Annotated in this window: 16 protein-coding genes; 11 read left to right on the top strand and 5 right to left on the bottom strand. The window is 61.9% G+C overall.

The window, feature by feature from the left end; translation table 11 throughout:
* Positions 1-62 precede the first annotated feature (62 nt).
* A complete protein-coding gene (locus tag CO655_RS08645) occupies positions 63-899 on the top strand; it encodes an EamA family transporter (RefSeq protein ID WP_097606462.1) in 837 nt (278 codons plus the stop codon).
* On the opposite strand, the gene CO655_RS08640 is transcribed toward CO655_RS08645, so the two are convergent.
* Complete coding sequence (locus CO655_RS08640; protein WP_097664364.1) at positions 900-1,727, bottom strand: enoyl-CoA hydratase; 828 nt, start codon at positions 1,725-1,727, stop codon at positions 900-902.
* Positions 1,728-1,820: 93 nt separating this feature from the next.
* Entirely contained in the window at positions 1,821-2,051 is a 231-nt protein-coding gene (locus CO655_RS08635) for a DUF1127 domain-containing protein (RefSeq protein ID WP_097606460.1), read from the bottom strand.
* A gap of 91 nt (positions 2,052-2,142) precedes the next feature.
* Between CO655_RS08635 and CO655_RS08630 the strand changes: the two genes are divergently transcribed.
* From CO655_RS08630 to rpsI, 3 genes are all read left to right on the top strand, one after another.
* Positions 2,143-3,021, top strand: coding sequence for a LysR family transcriptional regulator (locus CO655_RS08630; RefSeq protein ID WP_010035499.1), 879 nt, complete (start codon positions 2,143-2,145; stop codon positions 3,019-3,021).
* 302 nt (positions 3,022-3,323) lie between these two features.
* Positions 3,324-3,788, top strand: a complete 465-nt coding sequence (rplM, locus tag CO655_RS08625; RefSeq protein ID WP_008521951.1) for a 50S ribosomal protein L13 — start codon at positions 3,324-3,326, stop codon at positions 3,786-3,788.
* Position 3,789: 1 nt separating this feature from the next.
* Positions 3,790-4,257 (top strand): 30S ribosomal protein S9, encoded by a 468-nt coding sequence (gene rpsI, locus CO655_RS08620; protein ID WP_010035502.1) that lies wholly within the window; start codon positions 3,790-3,792, stop codon positions 4,255-4,257.
* Between the two features lie 267 nt (positions 4,258-4,524).
* Here rpsI and CO655_RS08615 read toward each other — a convergent pair whose 3' ends face one another.
* Positions 4,525-6,495 (bottom strand): acyltransferase family protein, encoded by a 1,971-nt coding sequence (locus CO655_RS08615; RefSeq protein WP_097664363.1) that lies wholly within the window; start codon positions 6,493-6,495, stop codon positions 4,525-4,527.
* Between the two features lie 381 nt (positions 6,496-6,876).
* Here CO655_RS08615 and cml point away from each other — a divergent pair, with 381 nt between their 5' ends.
* From cml to CO655_RS08595, 4 genes are all read left to right on the top strand, one after another.
* On the top strand, positions 6,877-8,061 hold the full coding sequence (gene cml, locus CO655_RS08610; RefSeq protein WP_097664362.1) for a CmlA/FloR family chloramphenicol efflux MFS transporter: 1,185 nt from the start codon (positions 6,877-6,879) through the stop codon (positions 8,059-8,061).
* 219 nt (positions 8,062-8,280) lie between these two features.
* Positions 8,281-9,243, top strand: coding sequence for an agmatinase (gene speB, locus CO655_RS08605; RefSeq protein ID WP_097606458.1), 963 nt, complete (start codon positions 8,281-8,283; stop codon positions 9,241-9,243).
* Positions 9,244-9,301: 58 nt separating this feature from the next.
* On the top strand, positions 9,302-10,234 hold the full coding sequence (argC, locus tag CO655_RS08600; protein ID WP_097606457.1) for an N-acetyl-gamma-glutamyl-phosphate reductase: 933 nt from the start codon (positions 9,302-9,304) through the stop codon (positions 10,232-10,234).
* Positions 10,235-10,238: 4 nt separating this feature from the next.
* Positions 10,239-11,030 carry a sulfite exporter TauE/SafE family protein gene (locus tag CO655_RS08595; protein WP_097606456.1) on the top strand — a complete coding sequence of 264 codons (792 nt, stop codon included), beginning with the start codon at positions 10,239-10,241 and terminating at the stop codon, positions 11,028-11,030.
* Positions 11,031-11,042: 12 nt separating this feature from the next.
* Here the strand turns inward: CO655_RS08595 and CO655_RS08590 are convergent, their stop codons facing one another.
* On the bottom strand, positions 11,043-12,146 hold the full coding sequence (locus CO655_RS08590; protein ID WP_097664361.1) for a COX15/CtaA family protein: 1,104 nt from the start codon (positions 12,144-12,146) through the stop codon (positions 11,043-11,045).
* A gap of 113 nt (positions 12,147-12,259) precedes the next feature.
* Between CO655_RS08590 and CO655_RS08585 the strand changes: the two genes are divergently transcribed.
* Positions 12,260-12,469, top strand: a complete 210-nt coding sequence (locus tag CO655_RS08585; protein WP_010016031.1) for a DUF2842 domain-containing protein — start codon at positions 12,260-12,262, stop codon at positions 12,467-12,469.
* Between the two features lie 118 nt (positions 12,470-12,587).
* On the top strand, positions 12,588-13,829 hold the full coding sequence (locus CO655_RS08580; RefSeq protein ID WP_097606454.1) for a GNAT family N-acetyltransferase: 1,242 nt from the start codon (positions 12,588-12,590) through the stop codon (positions 13,827-13,829).
* Between the two features lie 62 nt (positions 13,830-13,891).
* Here the strand turns inward: CO655_RS08580 and CO655_RS08575 are convergent, their stop codons facing one another.
* Complete coding sequence (locus CO655_RS08575; protein WP_097664360.1) at positions 13,892-16,060, bottom strand: Wzz/FepE/Etk N-terminal domain-containing protein; 2,169 nt, start codon at positions 16,058-16,060, stop codon at positions 13,892-13,894.
* Between the two features lie 188 nt (positions 16,061-16,248).
* Between CO655_RS08575 and CO655_RS08570 the strand changes: the two genes are divergently transcribed.
* On the top strand, positions 16,249-16,824 hold the full coding sequence (locus CO655_RS08570; protein WP_010028428.1) for a polysaccharide biosynthesis/export family protein: 576 nt from the start codon (positions 16,249-16,251) through the stop codon (positions 16,822-16,824).

Below are 16,824 nucleotides of genomic sequence, written 5' to 3'. Positions count from 1 at the left end.
TACCAGAAGTTTGCCCCGTCGGGGCGAAGCGCTTGTCTTTCCCCGTAGTCCAGGATTTATCCTTGCCCCTCGACGTCATCCTGCTCGTTCTGTTCGGTGCACTGCTGCATGCGACATGGAACGCGATCGTCAAAGCGGGGAGCGATAAATCCCTTGATGCGGCGCTGATTTCGGCCGGCGGCGCGGTATCGGCCTTGCCGTTTCTGGCATTTCTGCCATTGCCGCAAAGTGCTGCCTGGCCGTTTATCGGCGCGTCGGCCATCCTGCAGTTCGCCTATTTCCAGCTGGTTGCCGCCGCCTACCGGGCCGGCGATATCGGCCTGGTCTATCCGCTGATGCGTGGTTGCGCGCCGTTGCTGATCGCCGCGACAAGCGGTGTCGTCCTTAGGGAAGACCTTTCCGGCGCCGCGCTCGCCGGCATCATGACGATCTCAGCCGGCGTCCTGACGCTCGCTCTGGAGGCACGTCGCGGCAGCGGCAGCGCCGTCGTCCTCTCCATTGCCAATGCCTTCGTTATCGCCAGCTACACTTATGTCGACGGCATCGGCGCCCGCCTTTCAGGCAACGCGGTTTCCTATACGTTGTGGATGTCGCTGCTGCCGCCCATATTGCTGTTTGCCTGGGCGGCCTCCCGGCGCGGCAGCCTGACAGTGGTGCGCCACGTTCGCCGCAACTGGTGGCGCGGCCTTATCGGCGGCGCGGGTTCGATTGCATCTTACGGACTGGCGCTCTGGGCGATGACGAAGGCCCCGGTCGCGACCGTCGCCGCGTTGCGGGAAACCGCGATCGTCTTCGCACTGGTGATCTCGGTCGCCGTGTTCAAGGAAAAAGCCGGAATCTGGCGCTACGTCGCCGGCGTCGTCATCGCGGCCGGCGTGCTGGTTCTGAAGCTGGGATGATCATTCGCCCTTCCATTCCGGCTTGCGCTTGCCGAGAAAGGCGCCGATGCCCTCCTGCGCATCCTGCGTCAGCATGGTCTCCACCATGACCTTAGCGGCATAGTCATAGGCTGCCTCCGCCGGCAGTTCGAGCTGTCGATAAAATGCCTGCTTGCCGATTTTCAGGATCAATGGCGATTTGCCGGCGATCACGGCCGCATATTTGGAAACGACCTGCGCCAGATACTGCTTCGGCACGATGCGGTTGACGAGGCCGAAATCCTTGGCGGTCGAAGCGTCGATCGTCTCGCCGGTCAGCAGCATTTCCATCGCCTGTTTGCGATGGGCGGCACGGGTAACCGCCACCATCGGCGTCGAACAGAACAGGCCGATATTGACGCCCGGCGTGCAGAACGTCGACGTGTCCGTGCAGATCGCCAGATCACAGGAGGCAACGAGCTGACAGCCGGCAGCCGTTGCAAGCCCGTCGACTTCGGCGATAACAGGTTTTGGCAGATGCGCGATCTTCAGCATCAGATCGGCGCAGAGCCGGAAGCTTTTCTCGAAGAACGCAGCGCCCCGGTCTTCGTCGACGCGATGGGCCGTGAGTTCCTTGAGGTCATGGCCGGCGGAAAAGACGGAGCCGGTCGAGGCGATGACGACGACGCGCACATCCAAATCCGCCTCCGCCTTTTCGAGCTCGGCCATCAGCGCCTCGAGAAGCGCAATCGAAAGCGCATTGGCCGGCGGGTCGTTGAGCACGAGCCGCAGCACGCCGTCGCGCAGCGAGCGGAGCAACAATCCGTCCACCCTGTCCGCGTCCTTTCGGAAGGATACGATTTCGGCCATGATGCTGCTCCCTGCGCTCAATTTCCACACACCTGTTCTGCCACAAGGCGCCGGCAATTTCGAGCAGGATCCGCCCTCCCCGCTGCGGCGTGGTCAAAACCAGAACCACGATTTCGATGTCTCGGCCGTCGCCTGCGCACGGGTCAGACCGATATCGCGAAGCTCATCATCGGTGAGGTCCGAAAGCTTACGGCGGCTGCGTCGCTTTTCGAGCCGACACTCGATGGCCGCCAGCAGCAGCCGGCCCCGGCGCGCCGTCTCGCGAAGTTTCAACCGAAGGGCGTTGCGCGGTGTCGCTAATAGCTCGCCGAATTCCAGGGTCATCTTTTGTCCTTTCTCAACGGAGAAAAGATGCGCTGGAAGACACTCCGAAAGAAGCTTATGAATATTATGATATGCATAAGGAATTCTTTGGATGCCACTCAATCTCGATCAGCTCGCGTCCTTCGTCAACGTCGCCGATCTTGGAAGCTTTACGGCCGCTGCCGACAAGGAAGGCGTGACGCAACCGGCCGTCAGCCTGCAGATCAAAGGCCTTGAACAGCGGCTCGGCGTCAGGCTGATCGAGCGCGTCGGGCGGCGGGCGCAACCGACGGCGGCGGGCCTCGACCTGCTTTCGCACGCGAGGCGTCTGCTGCAGGAAGCAGCCGCGGCGGAAGAAGCAATGATGCCCCATAGGGACGGCGCCAGCGGCCGGGTGCGCATCGGCAGCGGCGGCACGGCCTCGATCCATCTGCTGCCACGCGCCATCGCCGCCGCGAGGAAATCCATGCCCGGCCTCGAAATCACCGTCCATATCGGCAATGCCGACGATATTCTGCGCGATCTGGAGGCCAACAGCCTAGACATCGCCGTCGTGGCCTTGCCGGCATCGGGACGAAACTTCGAGATCGAACCGTTTTACGAGGAGGAATTGCTGGCTGTCGCGCCCGCAGGCAGCCTGCTGCCCGAAGGCGGACCGGACGCCGCCTTCATGCGCGACAGGACGCTGCTGCTTTACGAGGGCGGCAATACCAGACGGGCAATCGACGCGTGGCTCGCCGTCCCCGATGGCAGGACCCGTCCTGCGATGGAATTCGGCAGCGTCGAGGCGATCAAGGAGCTGGTGTCCGTCGGGCTCGGCTGGTCGATCCTGCCGGGGCTGGCGCTCAAGCGCGACCGTGGCGGCCTTGTGACAACGTCGTCGCTGAAGCCGAAGCTCATGCGCCGGCTCGGCATGGTTCTGCGCCGGGACAAACATCTGACACGCGGCCTTCGCGAAATGATGAAATGTCTGCGCGAGTGCAAGGATTGACATCGCTTGCGCCCCACAAGTCCGGACGCGACGGGGGAAAAACCTTCAATATGGCAGCTTCCCGCTCCAACTAATTTGAGGCAACACAATACCACATTGCTAAACGACTGTTTTTGCTTATGTTTCTTTTGAGATTGCCGGACGTGTCGATATTGACCCGATGACACATTCCCTTTATACACCGCGCCAGAACGCAGCCTTCCCGGCTGCTTTCTTTTTGGCATGTCTCGCGCCTGCCAATCCAAGCAACAAGAAACGCCCTTCCAGCCTTCGGGCAAGGGTCCCAAAAGAGAGTATTCACTATGGCTACCTTCTCCCAGAAGCCTGCAGAGGTGGAGAAGAAGTGGGTGATCATCGACGCCGAAGGGCTGGTCGTTGGCCGTCTCGCTTCCATCATCGCTATGCGCCTGCGTGGCAAGCACAAGGCAACCTTCACGCCCCACGTTGACGACGGCGACAACGTCATCGTCATCAATGCCGACAAGGTCGTTTTCACCGGCAAGAAGTATTCCGACAAGGTCTACTACTGGCACACCGGTTACGCCGGCGGCATCAAGGAACGCACCGCGCGCCAGATCATCGAAGGCCGCTTCCCGGAGCGCGTCCTCGAAAAGGCCGTCGAACGCATGGTTCCGCGCGGCCCGCTCGGCCGTCGCCAGATGAAGAACCTGCGCGTCTACGCCGGCGCCAACCATCCCCATGAAGCCCAGCAGCCGGTCGCCCTCGACGTTGCCGCGCTCAACAAAAAGAACGTAAGGAGCGCCTGATATGGCTGACCTCTCCTCCCTGAAGGAACTCGGCACGGCTTCCGAAGCTGCTGCTCCGGCGCACGTCCGCAAGGTCGATTCGCTCGGCCGCTCCTACGCGACCGGCAAGCGCAAGAACGCCGTCGCCCGCGTCTGGGTCAAGCCGGGCTCCGGCAAGATCATCGTCAACGGCAAGGAATTCGCGGAATATTTCGCCCGCCCGGTGCTGCAGATGATCCTGCGCCAGCCGATCGTCGCGGCTGCCCGTGACGGCCAGTTCGACATCGTCGCAACCGTTGCCGGCGGCGGCCTCTCCGGCCAGGCCGGTGCCGTTCGCCACGGCCTGTCCAAGGCGCTCACCTACTTCGAACCGGGCCTGCGCTCGGTGCTGAAGAAGGGCGGCTTCCTGACCCGCGACAGCCGCGTCGTCGAACGCAAGAAGTACGGCAAGGCAAAGGCCCGCCGCTCCTTCCAGTTCTCGAAGCGCTAATCGTTTCGAACAAATGGATTTTACGAAGGCCGGGGAAACCCGGCCTTTTTGCTGTGGTCGCTGCGGCGCTGCGGCGCTGCGCGCTCTTCAGGACCTGAAAGCATGCCGCGCAAAACCATGCAGCGCTTCCGAAATATCCGACGCGCTTCAGTCCTTGGTTTTATGAAGGTCGTTATCCCCGAACCGCTGCACGCTCCGGCGACATGCATCTTTGTTTGATGCATGTCGTTTATCCCGGAACCGCTGCACACCTCCCGGCGACATGCATTAATCGGAAGAGAGCGCTGCCATACCGTTCGGATCCGCCATATGGTCTTGCCCGAGAGTGACCATGATTTCGTCGGCGACGGCTTCCGCGCCTGCCGGGGTGAAATGCACCTTGTCGGAAATGAAGGTCTTGCCTTCCCGCGCCAGATCGCATCGGCCCGTCTCCATCCCGCAGAAAATCCTGGCCGGATCGACGCGCAGGACCTGCGTGTGCTTGGGATCGTCGAGATAGGCATAGGAAGGCGCCGATTGCTGGAGAAATTCATCCTGGGCGATCGTGATCGTCGGCGCCGGCGTGCCTTTGTGCATCAGCTTCGCAACCTTGGCGGCGATCTCCGTGTCGCCGCGCGGATGTGGATAGATGATGACGACGCGGATGCCGGCCGATGTCAGCTCGGCGACGGTTTTGTCGAAGGCATCCCTCAACCGCTGCCCTACGTCTGATGTCGCGACTTCCTCGCCCCTGAACCTGTAGCGTGACTGCTCGAAAAAGATCTTCCAGGAGGCAGCGAGAACGACCGTTTTCACCTTGCTCTTGACGAGATAGTCGATTGCCGCAGCGTTGAAGGCACCGCAATCGCGCGCCTGGTGGGGGACCATCGAGACGTCGGCGACCGGCGCGCAGAAGCTGTGCGTGATCTGCTGCAGGCCGATATTCATGCCGTCCAGACGCTTGGCCAGCGCCGGCGTCAGCGACGACGCCAGGGAATCTCCGAGGATGGCGTATGTCTGTTCGTGGCTGCCGTTGAATACGCAGCCCTTGATCGGCATCGTGTCCCAGCCCGACGAACCCTCGAGAAGGCAGGTCTTGCTCCAACCATTGTTCGCCATGAATTCCTTGATCGGCGCCGGCAGACGCCATGGAATGCCGCGCGTATCGTGGCCGTAAATGCCGAAGGCGATAAAGGCGGCCAGAACCACGGATACCGATGCGACCAGGCTGCGGGTCGACGGCAGCAATCGGCGCTCGCGCCTGCGGAACGGCTGCTCGACGAAACGCCACGAGACATAGGCAAGCACAAGCGAAAGGCAGGTAAGAACGCCCATCACGGTCAATGGGGGCGGATCGATGCTGCGGATCCGCGCAAAGGCAAAAAGCGGTTGGTGCCAGAGATAGGCGCTGTAGCTGATCTGCCCGACCATGATGAAGACGCGGGTTGAAAGCAGTGCCGCCACCCAGGTTCCCTGTCGCGCATAGAGCAGCACGAGCATCGCGCCGACCACGGGCACCAGGGCGAGCGTCGAGGGAATTGGCGAGGTTTCGTCGAAATAGAAAATGGAGAAGGCGATCATGCCGAAACCGAGGAACGACAGCGGATCGCTGCCGCGCTTTTGCCCCGTCAACGGTATGAAGCTGCAGATCGATCCGGCCAGAAATTCCCAGGCCCGCGACGGCAGGAAATAGAAATTGGCGGAAGGATAGACCCGTGACGCCCACTCGCTATAGGCAAGGCTGGCAAGGGCGAGCGCAACCAGGGTGGCAAAGAGCCAGTTCCGCTTGCGCTTCCACATGAACATGGCGAGCAGCGGAAAGAACATGTAATACTGTTCTTCGACGGCCAGGCTCCAGATGTGGAGCAGCGGCACCTCTGCGGCCTCCGGCGCAAAATAGCCGCTCTTGAACCAGAACAGGAAATTGGCGCCGGAGAGGCTGGTGGCAATCAGGCTGTCGGAGAAGGCGCGAAATTCCTCCGGCATGACCCAGAGCCAGGCAAAGGGCAGACAGCACAGGACGACGAGAAACAGGGCCGGCAGGATCCGGCGGGCGCGGCGCTCGTAGAATGCCGCCAGCGAGAAGGTGCCGTCGCGCATCTCTTCAAGGATGATCGAGGTGATCAGAAATCCGCTGATCACGAAGAAAACATCGACGCCGATGAAGCCGCCGCTAAAGAAACTAAAACCCGCATGAAACAGAATAACGGGCATCACCGCGGCCGCCCGCAGGCCGTCAATCTCTCGTCGATAAATCACTGAAAATATACCTGAAATATGATGTTCGTACCCAATTATGAGGGCCGAATCTGCAACCCGGCCTTGCATAGGCGATCATCAATTTTCCTGCAAGTATGACTTTTATAAAAAAATCGACTAAACCACTGCTTTTATGGATATCGTCGGCGCAGGAGGAAGAGCGTTCTGTTGCCGAGCCCCGGCTACGCTGCTAGACAAGGGGCAAAGGGCTTCGAAATGAGCGGAGCCGCAGTCAGGGGCGCATGATGGGAACAATCAAGTCCGCAGACAAATAGGCCGCAACAACTCTGCCCTGTTGTTGCGGCGTCTGTCCGGCCAAATTCGATACTGATGAAAAGACAGATCGCCGCCGAATGAAATCATTTGAGCGGGTTCTTTCCCATGTCTTATCCCAAAATCCAGCGCTGGACCTATTCCGTGCCGGCAGCCTTGCTGCTCATGGCGCCTTTCGACATCCTGGCCTCCCTCGCCATGGATATCTATCTGCCGATCGTGCCGGTCATGCCGGAAGCGCTCGGCACTTCGCCTGCGGTCATTCAATTGACCCTCAGCCTCTACATGCTTGTACTCGGCGCCGGGCAGATCGTCTTCGGCCCGATTTCCGATCTTGTCGGACGGCGGCCCGTCGTCATCGCAGGGACGGCACTCTTTGCCGCTTCGTCGTTGCTGCTTGCCGCCTCCTCCTCGGCACCGCTGTTCGTGGCCTTGAGGTTGCTGCAGGCCATTGGCGCGTCCGCGGCTATGGTCGCGACTTTCGCAACCGTGCGTGACGTTTACGCCGGGCGTCCCGAAAGCAGCACGATCTATAGCCTTCTCGGCTCCATCCTTTCCTTTGTGCCTGCATTGGGCCCGATCGCTGGCGCCGTGATCGCCGATCGCTTCGGTTGGCGCGCTATTTTCCTGACTATCGGCCTGCTATCGGTCGCAGCCCTTCTTAACGCCGGCATGCGGTGGCATGAGACCCGCCCAGCCGCTACCGCGAAGATCGCTCTGCGCCCCATCCTCACCAGCTTTCCTTTCTGGGTTTATACAGCCGGCTTCAGCGCGGCGATGGGCACCTTCTTCGTCTTTTTCTCGACGGCACCCCGTATCCTGATCGATAAAGCCGGCTTCTCCAGCACCGGCTTCAGTCTGGTCTTTGCCACGGTGGCGCTGGTGATGATCGTGACGGCGCGGTTCGCCAAACGCTTCGTCATGCGCTGCGGCATTGCAGGCAGCCTTTCCGGAGGCATGGCAATGCTGCTTCTCGGCGCCATGCTGCTTGCCTTTGGCGAGTTGTTTCTGCAGCCTTCGCTTCTGAGCTTCGTCGCGCCCATGTGGATCATCGCGATCGGCATCGTCCTTGCCACCGCGGTCACCGCCAACGGTGCGCTTGACGCCTTTGGCGACATGGCGGGAACGGCGGTCGCGTTCTACTCCTGCGTCCAGAGCGTCATCGTCAGCATTGCTGGAACCTTGTTCGTGTTTCTGCTCGGGGGCGACAGCGCCTGGCCGCTCGTGGGCTATATCTGTGTGACCGCGCTGACGACGCTTTCTGGATTGTGGTTCCTGCCAGAACCGTCCTGATAGGCAGATGGACAAAGGACCGCCGCTCGATAGCGACGAGCGGCGGTCATCCGAACGATTGCTTGAAATCTGTCGGCACCTCGCCTACCCCTTTCTCGCGAAGGGATCGGCCAATTCCTTCGCGCGGACCAACGCCGACGCTCTGACGTCGAACATCCTGCAAGGCAGCGTCCGCATTGAACGCGACTACGGTTCTGCGACCGAAAAAAGGAGCATGACTTGGCGAACAGATCGATTGACCACGCCTTCACGGCGACCAGCCTCACCTCCGCCGCCAGCGACCCGACCTTTGCCGGCGCGCTGTCCTTCATGCGCCGCCGCTTCACCAAGGAACTCACCGGCGTCGATGTCGCCGTCTGGGGCATTCCTTTCGACGCCGCCACATCGAACCGGCCGGGCACGCGCTTCGGCCCGCAAGCGATCCGGCGTGCCTCGGCGATCTTCGACAATGATGCGCAATATCCCTTCAACCGCGAATTGTTCGCCGACATGGCCGTGATCGACTACGGCGATTGCCTGCTCGATTACGGCAATCACCAGGATACGCCCGGCGCCATCGAACGTCAGGCGAATGTGATCCTCGACAGCGGCGCTTTCCTGCTGACGCTCGGCGGCGATCATTACGTCACCTGGCCGCTGCTGAAAGCCCACGCGGCAAAACATGGGCCGCTGGCGCTCGTGCAGTTCGACGCGCATCAGGACACCTGGTTCGACGAAGAGCGGCGCATCGACCATGGCTCCTTCGTCGCACGGGCCACCCGCGAGGGCATCATCGACCCCGATCGCTCGATTCAGATCGGCATCCGCACCCATGCGCCGGAGGATTGCGGCATCAATATTCTCTATGGTCATCAGGTCGAGGATATGACTGCCGGCGACATCGCTTCGGCGATCATCTCCCACACGCGCGGCGCGCCGGCCTATCTCACCTTCGATATCGATTGCCTCGATCCGGCCTTTGCGCCCGGCACCGGCACGCCGGTCGCCGGCGGACCGTCGAGCGCCAAGATCCTCTCGGTGCTGCAGCGCCTGCACCAGCTCGATATCCGCGGCGCCGATATCGTCGAGGTTTCGCCGCCCTACGACCATGCCGATATCACCGCCATTGCCGGGGCAACGGTGGCGATGTATATGCTGGGGCTTCATGCGGAGCGACGCGCCATCGCCGTGTCACAAGGCTGACTTATTATCCCAAAATGAATCCGGAAACCTTCTGAACCCATTGAAAGCGCAGGTTAACATGGCACCGAAAATCTTCATCGACGGCGAACACGGCACAACGGGTCTGCAGATCCGCACGCGCATGGCCGGCCGCCGCGATGTCGAGCTTCTGTCCATTCCCGAGGCCGAGCGGCGCAACGCCGCCCTGCGCGAGGACATGCTGAACAGCGCTGATATCGCCATTCTCTGCCTGCCCGACGAGGCATCGAAGGAAGCGGTTCAGATGGTCTCGGCCAACAACAATGTGCGCGTCATCGACACCTCGACCGCCTTCCGCGTCAACCCCGGCTGGGCCTATGGCTTTGCCGAAATGGATGGCGCGCAGGCCGACAAGATCAAAGCCGCGCGTTTCGTCGCCAACCCCGGCTGCTATCCGACCGGTGCAATCGGCCTGATCCGGCCGCTGCGTGCCGCCGGCATCCTGCCGGACGGCTACCCGGTGACGGTCAATGCGGTCTCCGGCTATACCGGTGGCGGCAAGCAGATGATTGCCCAGATGGAAAATCCGGATCACCCGGATGCGATCACCGCGCCGCATTTCCTCTACGGTCTTCCCCTCACCCACAAGCATGTGCCCGAAATGACCGTGCATGGCCTGCTCGACCGCGCACCGATCTTCTCGCCATCGGTCGGCAAGTTCGCGCAGGGCATGATCGTGCAGGTGCCGCTGCATCTCGACGACCTCGCCGAGGGCACGACGATGGAAACCATCCACGCGGCTCTCGTCGCTCACTATGCCGGCCAGGACATCGTCACCGTCGTGCCGCTCGCCGACAGCAAGGCGCTCCCCCGTGTCAACGCCGTCGAACTCGAAGGCAAGGACACGATGAAGCTCTTCGTCTTCGGCACGCCGGGCGGTTCCCAGGTCAATCTGGTGGCGCTGCTCGACAATCTCGGCAAGGGCGCCTCGGGTGCTGCCGTGCAGAACATGGACCTGATGCTCGCTTCCTGACGTCATGACGCTGGATGCGCTTATCACGGACGGGCAGGCCTGGTTTGCCGCCGCCCTGCCCGATCACGGCATCTATGCCCTGATGGCCTTTGCCTTCATCGCCGGGCTCGCCCGGGGCTTTTCCGGTTTCGGGGCAGCGCTGATCTTCATTCCGCTCGGTGGCGCCATCATCGGGCCGAAGCTGGCCTCGCCGATCCTGCTCGTCATCGACGGCATTGCCACGCTGGGGATGATTCCACCCGCTTGGCGCAACGCCAACCGGCCCGAGGTCTTCGTCATGGCCGCGGGTGCGGCACTCGGCGTCCCGGCCGGCACGGCGATGCTGGCACTGCTCGACCCGACGCTGTTGCGCTGGAGCATCACGATAATCGCCATCTCACTGCTCGCGCTTCTCGTCTCCGGATGGCGTTATCACGGCGCGCCTTCGGCGCCGCTCAGCAGCGGCGTCGGCCTGATTGCCGGCCTCTTCAGCGGCGCCGCACAGCTCGGCGGACCGCCTGTCGTCGCCTATTGGCTCGGCGGCAAGAGCGATTTCACGCGCGTCCGGGCCAATGTCGTGCTCTATTTCTCCATTTCCACCATCTTCAGCGCCATCAGCTATTATGTCGGCGGACTGTTCGTCCCCGCCGTCTTTGCCCTGACGGCCGTCATTTTGCCGAGTTATGCGCTGGGGCTTTACGGCGGCTCGAAACTGTTCGGGCTGGCCGAGGAACGGACCTTCCGCATCGCCTGCTACGTGCTGATCGCCGCCGCTGCGATCATCGGCATGCCGCTGCTCGACGGCGTGCTGCGTTAAACGGCTTGCGCTTCAATCGCGCTCCGCAATTGCCGTGGCGTGCGGATATTCGCCGTAAAAGCCGCGCCAGTTGGCGACGGCGAAACCGAAGACCACCAGAGCGCCGGCCTGATGCAGCAGGCCCCAGTGAAGCGGCACCTGCATCAGCAGCGTGGCGATGCCGATCGCCGCCTGCAGCGTCACCAGCAAGAAAAGCACCACGGCGCGGCGGGCATGGGTGGTCCAGGCTGCGGCGCGCAGGGCAATGACCATGTTGATCAAAGTCAACGCGAAGAGCGCATAGGCGCCGACGCGGTGGATGAACTGCACGGTCTTCGGGTTCTCGAAGGCGTTGATCCAGAAGGGCTGCTGGATCAAGAGATCCGAAGGGATGACGGCACCATCCATCAGCGGCCAGGTATTATAGGAGAAACCGGCGTCGAGCCCGGCCACCAGCGCGCCGAGATAGATCTGGAACAGCGCGAAGATGGCGATGACGGCGGCAAAACCGCGCGAGCTGCGCGCCGGCGCCGGATCGTTGGAATGCGGCGATAACCCGCGCATGATCCACATACAGCCGGCAAAGATCAGGCAGGCCATGACGAGATGAGTCGCGAGCCGGTATTGGCTGACATCGGTGCGGACAGAAAGACCCGAGGACACCATCCACCAGCCGATAAAACCCTGCAGGCCGCCGAGCGCCAGAATGCCGACGAGCGGCCAGCGCAGGCGCCTTTCGATGCGCCCCGTCAGCCAGAAAAAGATAAGCGGCAGCGCGAAGATCACGCCGATGCCGCGGGCGATCAGCCGGTGGGCCCATTCCCACCAGAAAATGCCCTTGAACTCGTCGACCGTCATGGAGCTGTTCAATTGCTGAAATTCGGGAATGCGCTGGTAGAGGCGGAACTCCTCCTCCCATTCGGCAGCCGATAGCGGCGGAATGACGCCATGGATCGGCTTCCATTCGGTGATCGACAGGCCGGAATTGGTCAGCCGCGTGGCGCCGCCGACGAGCACGAGACAGAAGAGCGCTAAAAGCACGAAGCCGAGCCACAGCCGCAAGGCGCGGCGATTGCGGTTCTGCTTGCGCACTTCGCTCAGGATCGCCTGTTCCGTGGTGAGGTTCGCGACGGCCATGATGTCTCCTTCTATCCGGCAGTTGATTTGCCCCACCGGCTCATGCAAAACAAGCCCCGAACCTTTGCGGCATGCCGTCGCGCCGGTTCGCGCCACCCAGACAAGAGATCAAAATGCCCGTCCGCCTCCGCAAATTCATCGGCACGATCCTCATCATCGTGCTCGTGCTCGTCTACGCGCTGGTGGCGAACACGATCGCAGTGGCGACGCTCGGCAACGCGCCCTGGTGGGGGCACCTGCTCTATTTCCTGCTCACCGGCCTGCTTTGGATCTTGCCGGCGATGGTGATCATCAAATGGATGGCCGGACCGCGGCAGCAGTAAGCCATTAACGGCCGGATAACCGTGATCGGCGGAAAACCTCGCTGATAGCCGACGATTAAACCAAATATACGCCCTGCATAGCTAGCTTCCCGCTCAGTATTTTGACCGGAGAGTTCCCGTGCAGACGCAAAAGTTCGACGTCGACGAACAGCCGTCAGACGATGGCGCACTGGCCGAGACGGCGATTTCACGCCTACGCCAGGTGAGCATGAAACTTGCCATGGCCAAAATCGACATCGCCGTTTTCGATGCGATGCAGCCGCTGGAAGATGATTGGCGGGCGCTGGAGGTCGACAATCTCCAGTCGCTCCATCAGAGCTACGATTGGTGCGCCGCCTGGGTAAGCGCCTTTCGACGGCCGCTGGCGATCCTCAAAGGCACCTATGCCGGGGAGACGGCCTTCATTCTGCCGGTCGAGATCGTCAAGTCGCGTGGTCTTGCCGTCGCGAAATTCATCGCTGCCGATCACAGCAATATCAATACCGGTTTATTCTCGAGGAATTTCGCCGAAAGCGGCGGCAGCATCGACGCCGCAAAATTCGCTCGTCAGCTTCAGCAAGCGTTGAAGGGGCGGGCCGATCTGCTGCTGCTGCAAAACATTCCGTTGGAATGGCGCGGGCGGCAGACGCCGTTCAGCGGGCTGCCTATGGTGCAAAACCAGAACCACGCCTATCAACTGCCGCTCCTTGCCGGTTTCGAGGAGACGCTGAAACAGATCAACGCCAAGAGCCGGCGTAAGAAGTTCCGCGTTCAATCGAGGCGTCTCGAGGCCGCCGGCGGCGCCGAATACGTCATCCCCGAAACATCGGAAGAACAGCATCGCCTGCTCGATATCTTCTTCCGTCTGAAAAGTACCCGCTTCGCCAGCCTTGGCCTGCCCGACGTCTTTGCCGACCGGGAAACACAGGCCTTCCTGCATGGCCTCATCGACAGCCAAGATGAAACAGGGCAGTTCTTCGGCCTGCAGATGCATGTGCTGCGGCTGAAGGGTGGGAATGAGGACCGGATCGCTGCGATCTCGGGCATCTCGCGCAAGGGCGATCACGTCATCTGCCAATTCGGGGCGATCGACGAAGACCTCGTGCCGGATACGAGCCCCGGCGAATTCCTCTATTGGCAGACCATCTCGGGATTGCACGGCAAAGGCGTCGCGCTGTTCGATTTCGGCCTCGGCGATCAGACCTACAAACGATCCTGGGCACCGGTTGAGACCGCGCATTACGACGTGGTGCTGCCGGTTTCGCCTATCGGCATCGCCGCCGGCGCCGCGCACAGGATCGTCACGCGCGGCAAGGCGCATATCAAGGCGCGCCCGAAGCTCTATAAATTCGCCCAGGCGATCCGGGCAAGGATCGGCTGAGTAGTCTTTGTCCTACGCATGGCGTTGCCGCAAAACCGTCGCACACTTTTACGCGCCATGCGTTAGGCCGCCTGGCCGAACCTCTGCTCGGCCGCTTCGCCGTCCGACATCAGCACGACGCGCTCGTAGCCCGCAGCCTGGAATTCCGTCATCAGTGTTACGAAAACGGTCTCCTCGAGCTGCGGCAGCGAGAGGATGATCTCGACATCCCGGCTGCGCGTCAGGCGCGAGACGCCGGCGACATCGGCAGCGCCGCATTCGACGACCACGAGGTCGTAGGCAGCGGCCAGCGCATCGAGCAGCAGCGACAGCCGATCGACACCGCGCATGGCGCGGCGTACGTCGCTCCGGCCCTGCGGGATCAGATGGGCATCGGAAAGCCGATCGCTGTGGATGGTATCACCGAAGGCGGCCTCGCCGCACAGCAGGTCGGTGACACCAGGAGCGGCCTGGTCTTCGGCCATCAGTTCCGTCGGCTGGCCGGAACCGGTCATATCGATCAGGATGACGCGGCGGCCGGCATCGGCAAGAATGCGGGTCAGCAAGACCGTCGTTGCGGAACCATCGTCACCGGTCGGAGATATCGCGATCGCCAGCGGCGCCCGGCTGCCGGTGAGGTAATCGGCAACCGAGGCGACGGAGAATTCATTGTCGTCCTCCGGTACCTCAGCGGCAGTCTCCACGTCCTCGTCGATCGCATCCTCCTCGTCGCCGACCACGGCGAGCATGCTCGCCCGGGCGGGACTCCGGACGGTGGCGACGGGAGCTGCCTGCGGCGCAATCTTCTCTTCGAGGCCTGTTTCCGTCTCGATTGTCTCAGCCGACGCATCGATCGGGCGAAGCGCCCTGCCGCTGAAGAGTTCGGCCAGCATGGTGACGATGGCACTGAGGATCAGTATGGCGACGGCTGCGACGACGACGATCGGCACGACCTTGGGGAAATAGGGATCGACCGGCTCGACGGCTTTCGAAACGATACGAGCGTCGGCCGGGCTCGAATTGCTGTCGGCGCGGGAGGCGGCCTCGCGGTAGCGCACCAGATAGGTTTCGAGCAGCTGGCGCTGGGCGGTCGCCTCGCGCTCGAGCGCATTGAGGCCGACTTCGTCCTCGCCGGCGCGGGCGCTGTTGGCCTGCACCGTGTCCTTCTGCCGCTCGAGCTCGCGAGCCCGGAGATCGGCGACCTTGGCCTCGTTCTCGATGCTCGCCAGAATCTTCTGCGTTTCCTGGCGGATCTGTCCGCGGATGTCGGCAAGCTGGGCACGCAGGCTTTTCAGCCTGGGATGGCTGTTGAGAAGGCTGGTCTGCAGGTCTGAGACTTGCGACTGCATGCCCGATTCCGTTCCCTTCAGCCGCTGAATCGCCTGCGAGGACATGATGTCAGGCAGCGTGTCGGAAGCTTCGCCCGACGACAGCGCATTGCGCACCGCCTGCGCCCTCGCCTCGGCATTGGCCTTGTCGCCGCGCACGCGGGTGAGCTCGGCGGAGATGTCGTTCAGCTGCTGGGCGGGAAACGTGGTCGTGCCGTTCGTCTGCAAGAGCCCGTGGCTGGTGCGATATTCGGCGACCTTCTTCTCGGCCTCGCTGACCTTGCGGCGCAGGCTTTCGATCTCCGGCTCCAGCCAGCGCGTCGCCTCGGAGTTGGAATCAAGCTTGGCGCCGCTTTGGGTGGACAGATAGACATTCGCCATGGCGTTCGGAATGGCGGCGGCGAGTTTCGGGTCCTTGGAGGTGAAACTGATGCCGATGACGCGCGAACCCGGCACCTGATAGACCTGCAGCCGCTCGACGAAAGCGTCGATCACCCGCTCTTCCGGCGGGTTCTCCATCGGGTTCTTCTTCAGATGCAGCTTTATCAGGATGCTGCTCATCGCCGAGCCGTTGGCGGCATCGTCGAATTCCGGCAGATTGTAGAGCTTCAGATCGTTGATGACCTTCTTCAGGAGATCGGCCGACTGCAACAGCTGCACCTGGCTGGCGATATTCAGCTCGTCCATCAGCGGGCCGGCGCCTGCGTCGTTTACCTGCTGAGTGCTGGCGAAGGCCGGCGCGCGGGGTTCGATGAGGATGCGGGTTTCGCTGCGATATTGCGGCGACATGATCTTGGCACCGGCGAAGGCGATGCCCGCCCCCACGAGCGTGATCGTCAAAATCCTGAGCCGGCGCGCCCAGACGGCGCGAACCAGCTGGCCGAGATCGATGTCCACATCCTGATCACGCGATACGCCGGACATGCTCTTACTCCACAACAAAGGTGCCGCAAGCGTAAACGACCGTGGTAACTCAACGGTTAATGGTATTTTGCCAAGAAATGTGCCCGATCGGCAAAGAACTCAGGAAATTGTCATGTCCTTTTTACCGGGCATTAACCCTAACAGATCGATAACGGTCTCACCGAGTTCATTTCTGTGAGCACAAGCGGATGTCTGTCGCCCCGCCCAAAATCCTTTTGGCCCTGAGCCTTGCAGCCATGACGGCAGCATTGGGCGGCTGCACGACGTACAAGCCGGCGCCGAAAGCCTTCAACGAGGCGACCATCCAGCCCTATACGCTTGATAGCGGCGACCGGCTTCGCATCACCGTCTTCGACCAGCAGAGCCTGACAAACACCTATACTGTCGATCAGGCCGGCTACATTGCCTTCCCCCTCATCGGTCAGGTCCCTGCCCGCGGCCGAACCTTGCAGCAACTCTCGGGGCAGATCGCCCAGAAGCTGCAGCAGGGCTATCTTCGCGATCCCGACGTCACCATCGACGTCGACCGCTACCGTTCGATCTTCATCATGGGCGAAGTCGGCCAGCCCGGCCAATATGCCTATGTTCCCGGCATGACCGTGCAGAACGCCATCGCCGTTGCCGGCGGCTTCACCAGCCGCGCCAACCAGAGCATGGTCGACGTCACCCGCAAGATCAACGGAGAGGTGCTGACCGGCCGCATCAACATATCGGGGCCGATCATCGCCGGCGACACGATCTACGTCCGCGAACGGCTCTTCTGA

Origin of the sequence: Rhizobium sp. M1, assembly GCF_002531805.1 — a bacterium.
Lineage (GTDB): Bacteria > Pseudomonadota > Alphaproteobacteria > Rhizobiales > Rhizobiaceae > Rhizobium > Rhizobium etli_C.
Note: the sequence above shows the minus strand (reverse complement) of the source record. Positions and strands in the feature narration are given on the sequence as shown.

Bases quoted from the DNA above. Each gene is read 5' to 3' on its own strand.
- CO655_RS08590 (WP_097664361.1), bottom strand. From the start codon at position 12,146: ATGGCCGTCGCGAACCTCACCACGGAACAGGCGATCCTGAGCGAAGTG.
- rpsI (WP_010035502.1), top strand. From the start codon at position 3,790: ATGGCTGACCTCTCCTCCCTGAAGGAACTCGGCACGGCTTCCGAAGCT.
- CO655_RS08570 (WP_010028428.1), top strand. From the start codon at position 16,249: ATGTCTGTCGCCCCGCCCAAAATCCTTTTGGCCCTGAGCCTTGCAGCC.
- CO655_RS08640 (WP_097664364.1), bottom strand. From the start codon at position 1,727: ATGGCCGAAATCGTATCCTTCCGAAAGGACGCGGACAGGGTGGACGGA.
- cml (WP_097664362.1), top strand. From the start codon at position 6,877: ATGTCTTATCCCAAAATCCAGCGCTGGACCTATTCCGTGCCGGCAGCC.
- CO655_RS08585 (WP_010016031.1), top strand. From the start codon at position 12,260: ATGCCCGTCCGCCTCCGCAAATTCATCGGCACGATCCTCATCATCGTG.
- CO655_RS08635 (WP_097606460.1), bottom strand. From the start codon at position 2,051: ATGACCCTGGAATTCGGCGAGCTATTAGCGACACCGCGCAACGCCCTT.
- CO655_RS08595 (WP_097606456.1), top strand. From the start codon at position 10,239: ATGACGCTGGATGCGCTTATCACGGACGGGCAGGCCTGGTTTGCCGCC.
- CO655_RS08630 (WP_010035499.1), top strand. From the start codon at position 2,143: ATGCCACTCAATCTCGATCAGCTCGCGTCCTTCGTCAACGTCGCCGAT.
- argC (WP_097606457.1), top strand. From the start codon at position 9,302: ATGGCACCGAAAATCTTCATCGACGGCGAACACGGCACAACGGGTCTG.
- rplM (WP_008521951.1), top strand. From the start codon at position 3,324: ATGGCTACCTTCTCCCAGAAGCCTGCAGAGGTGGAGAAGAAGTGGGTG.
- CO655_RS08575 (WP_097664360.1), bottom strand. From the start codon at position 16,060: ATGTCCGGCGTATCGCGTGATCAGGATGTGGACATCGATCTCGGCCAG.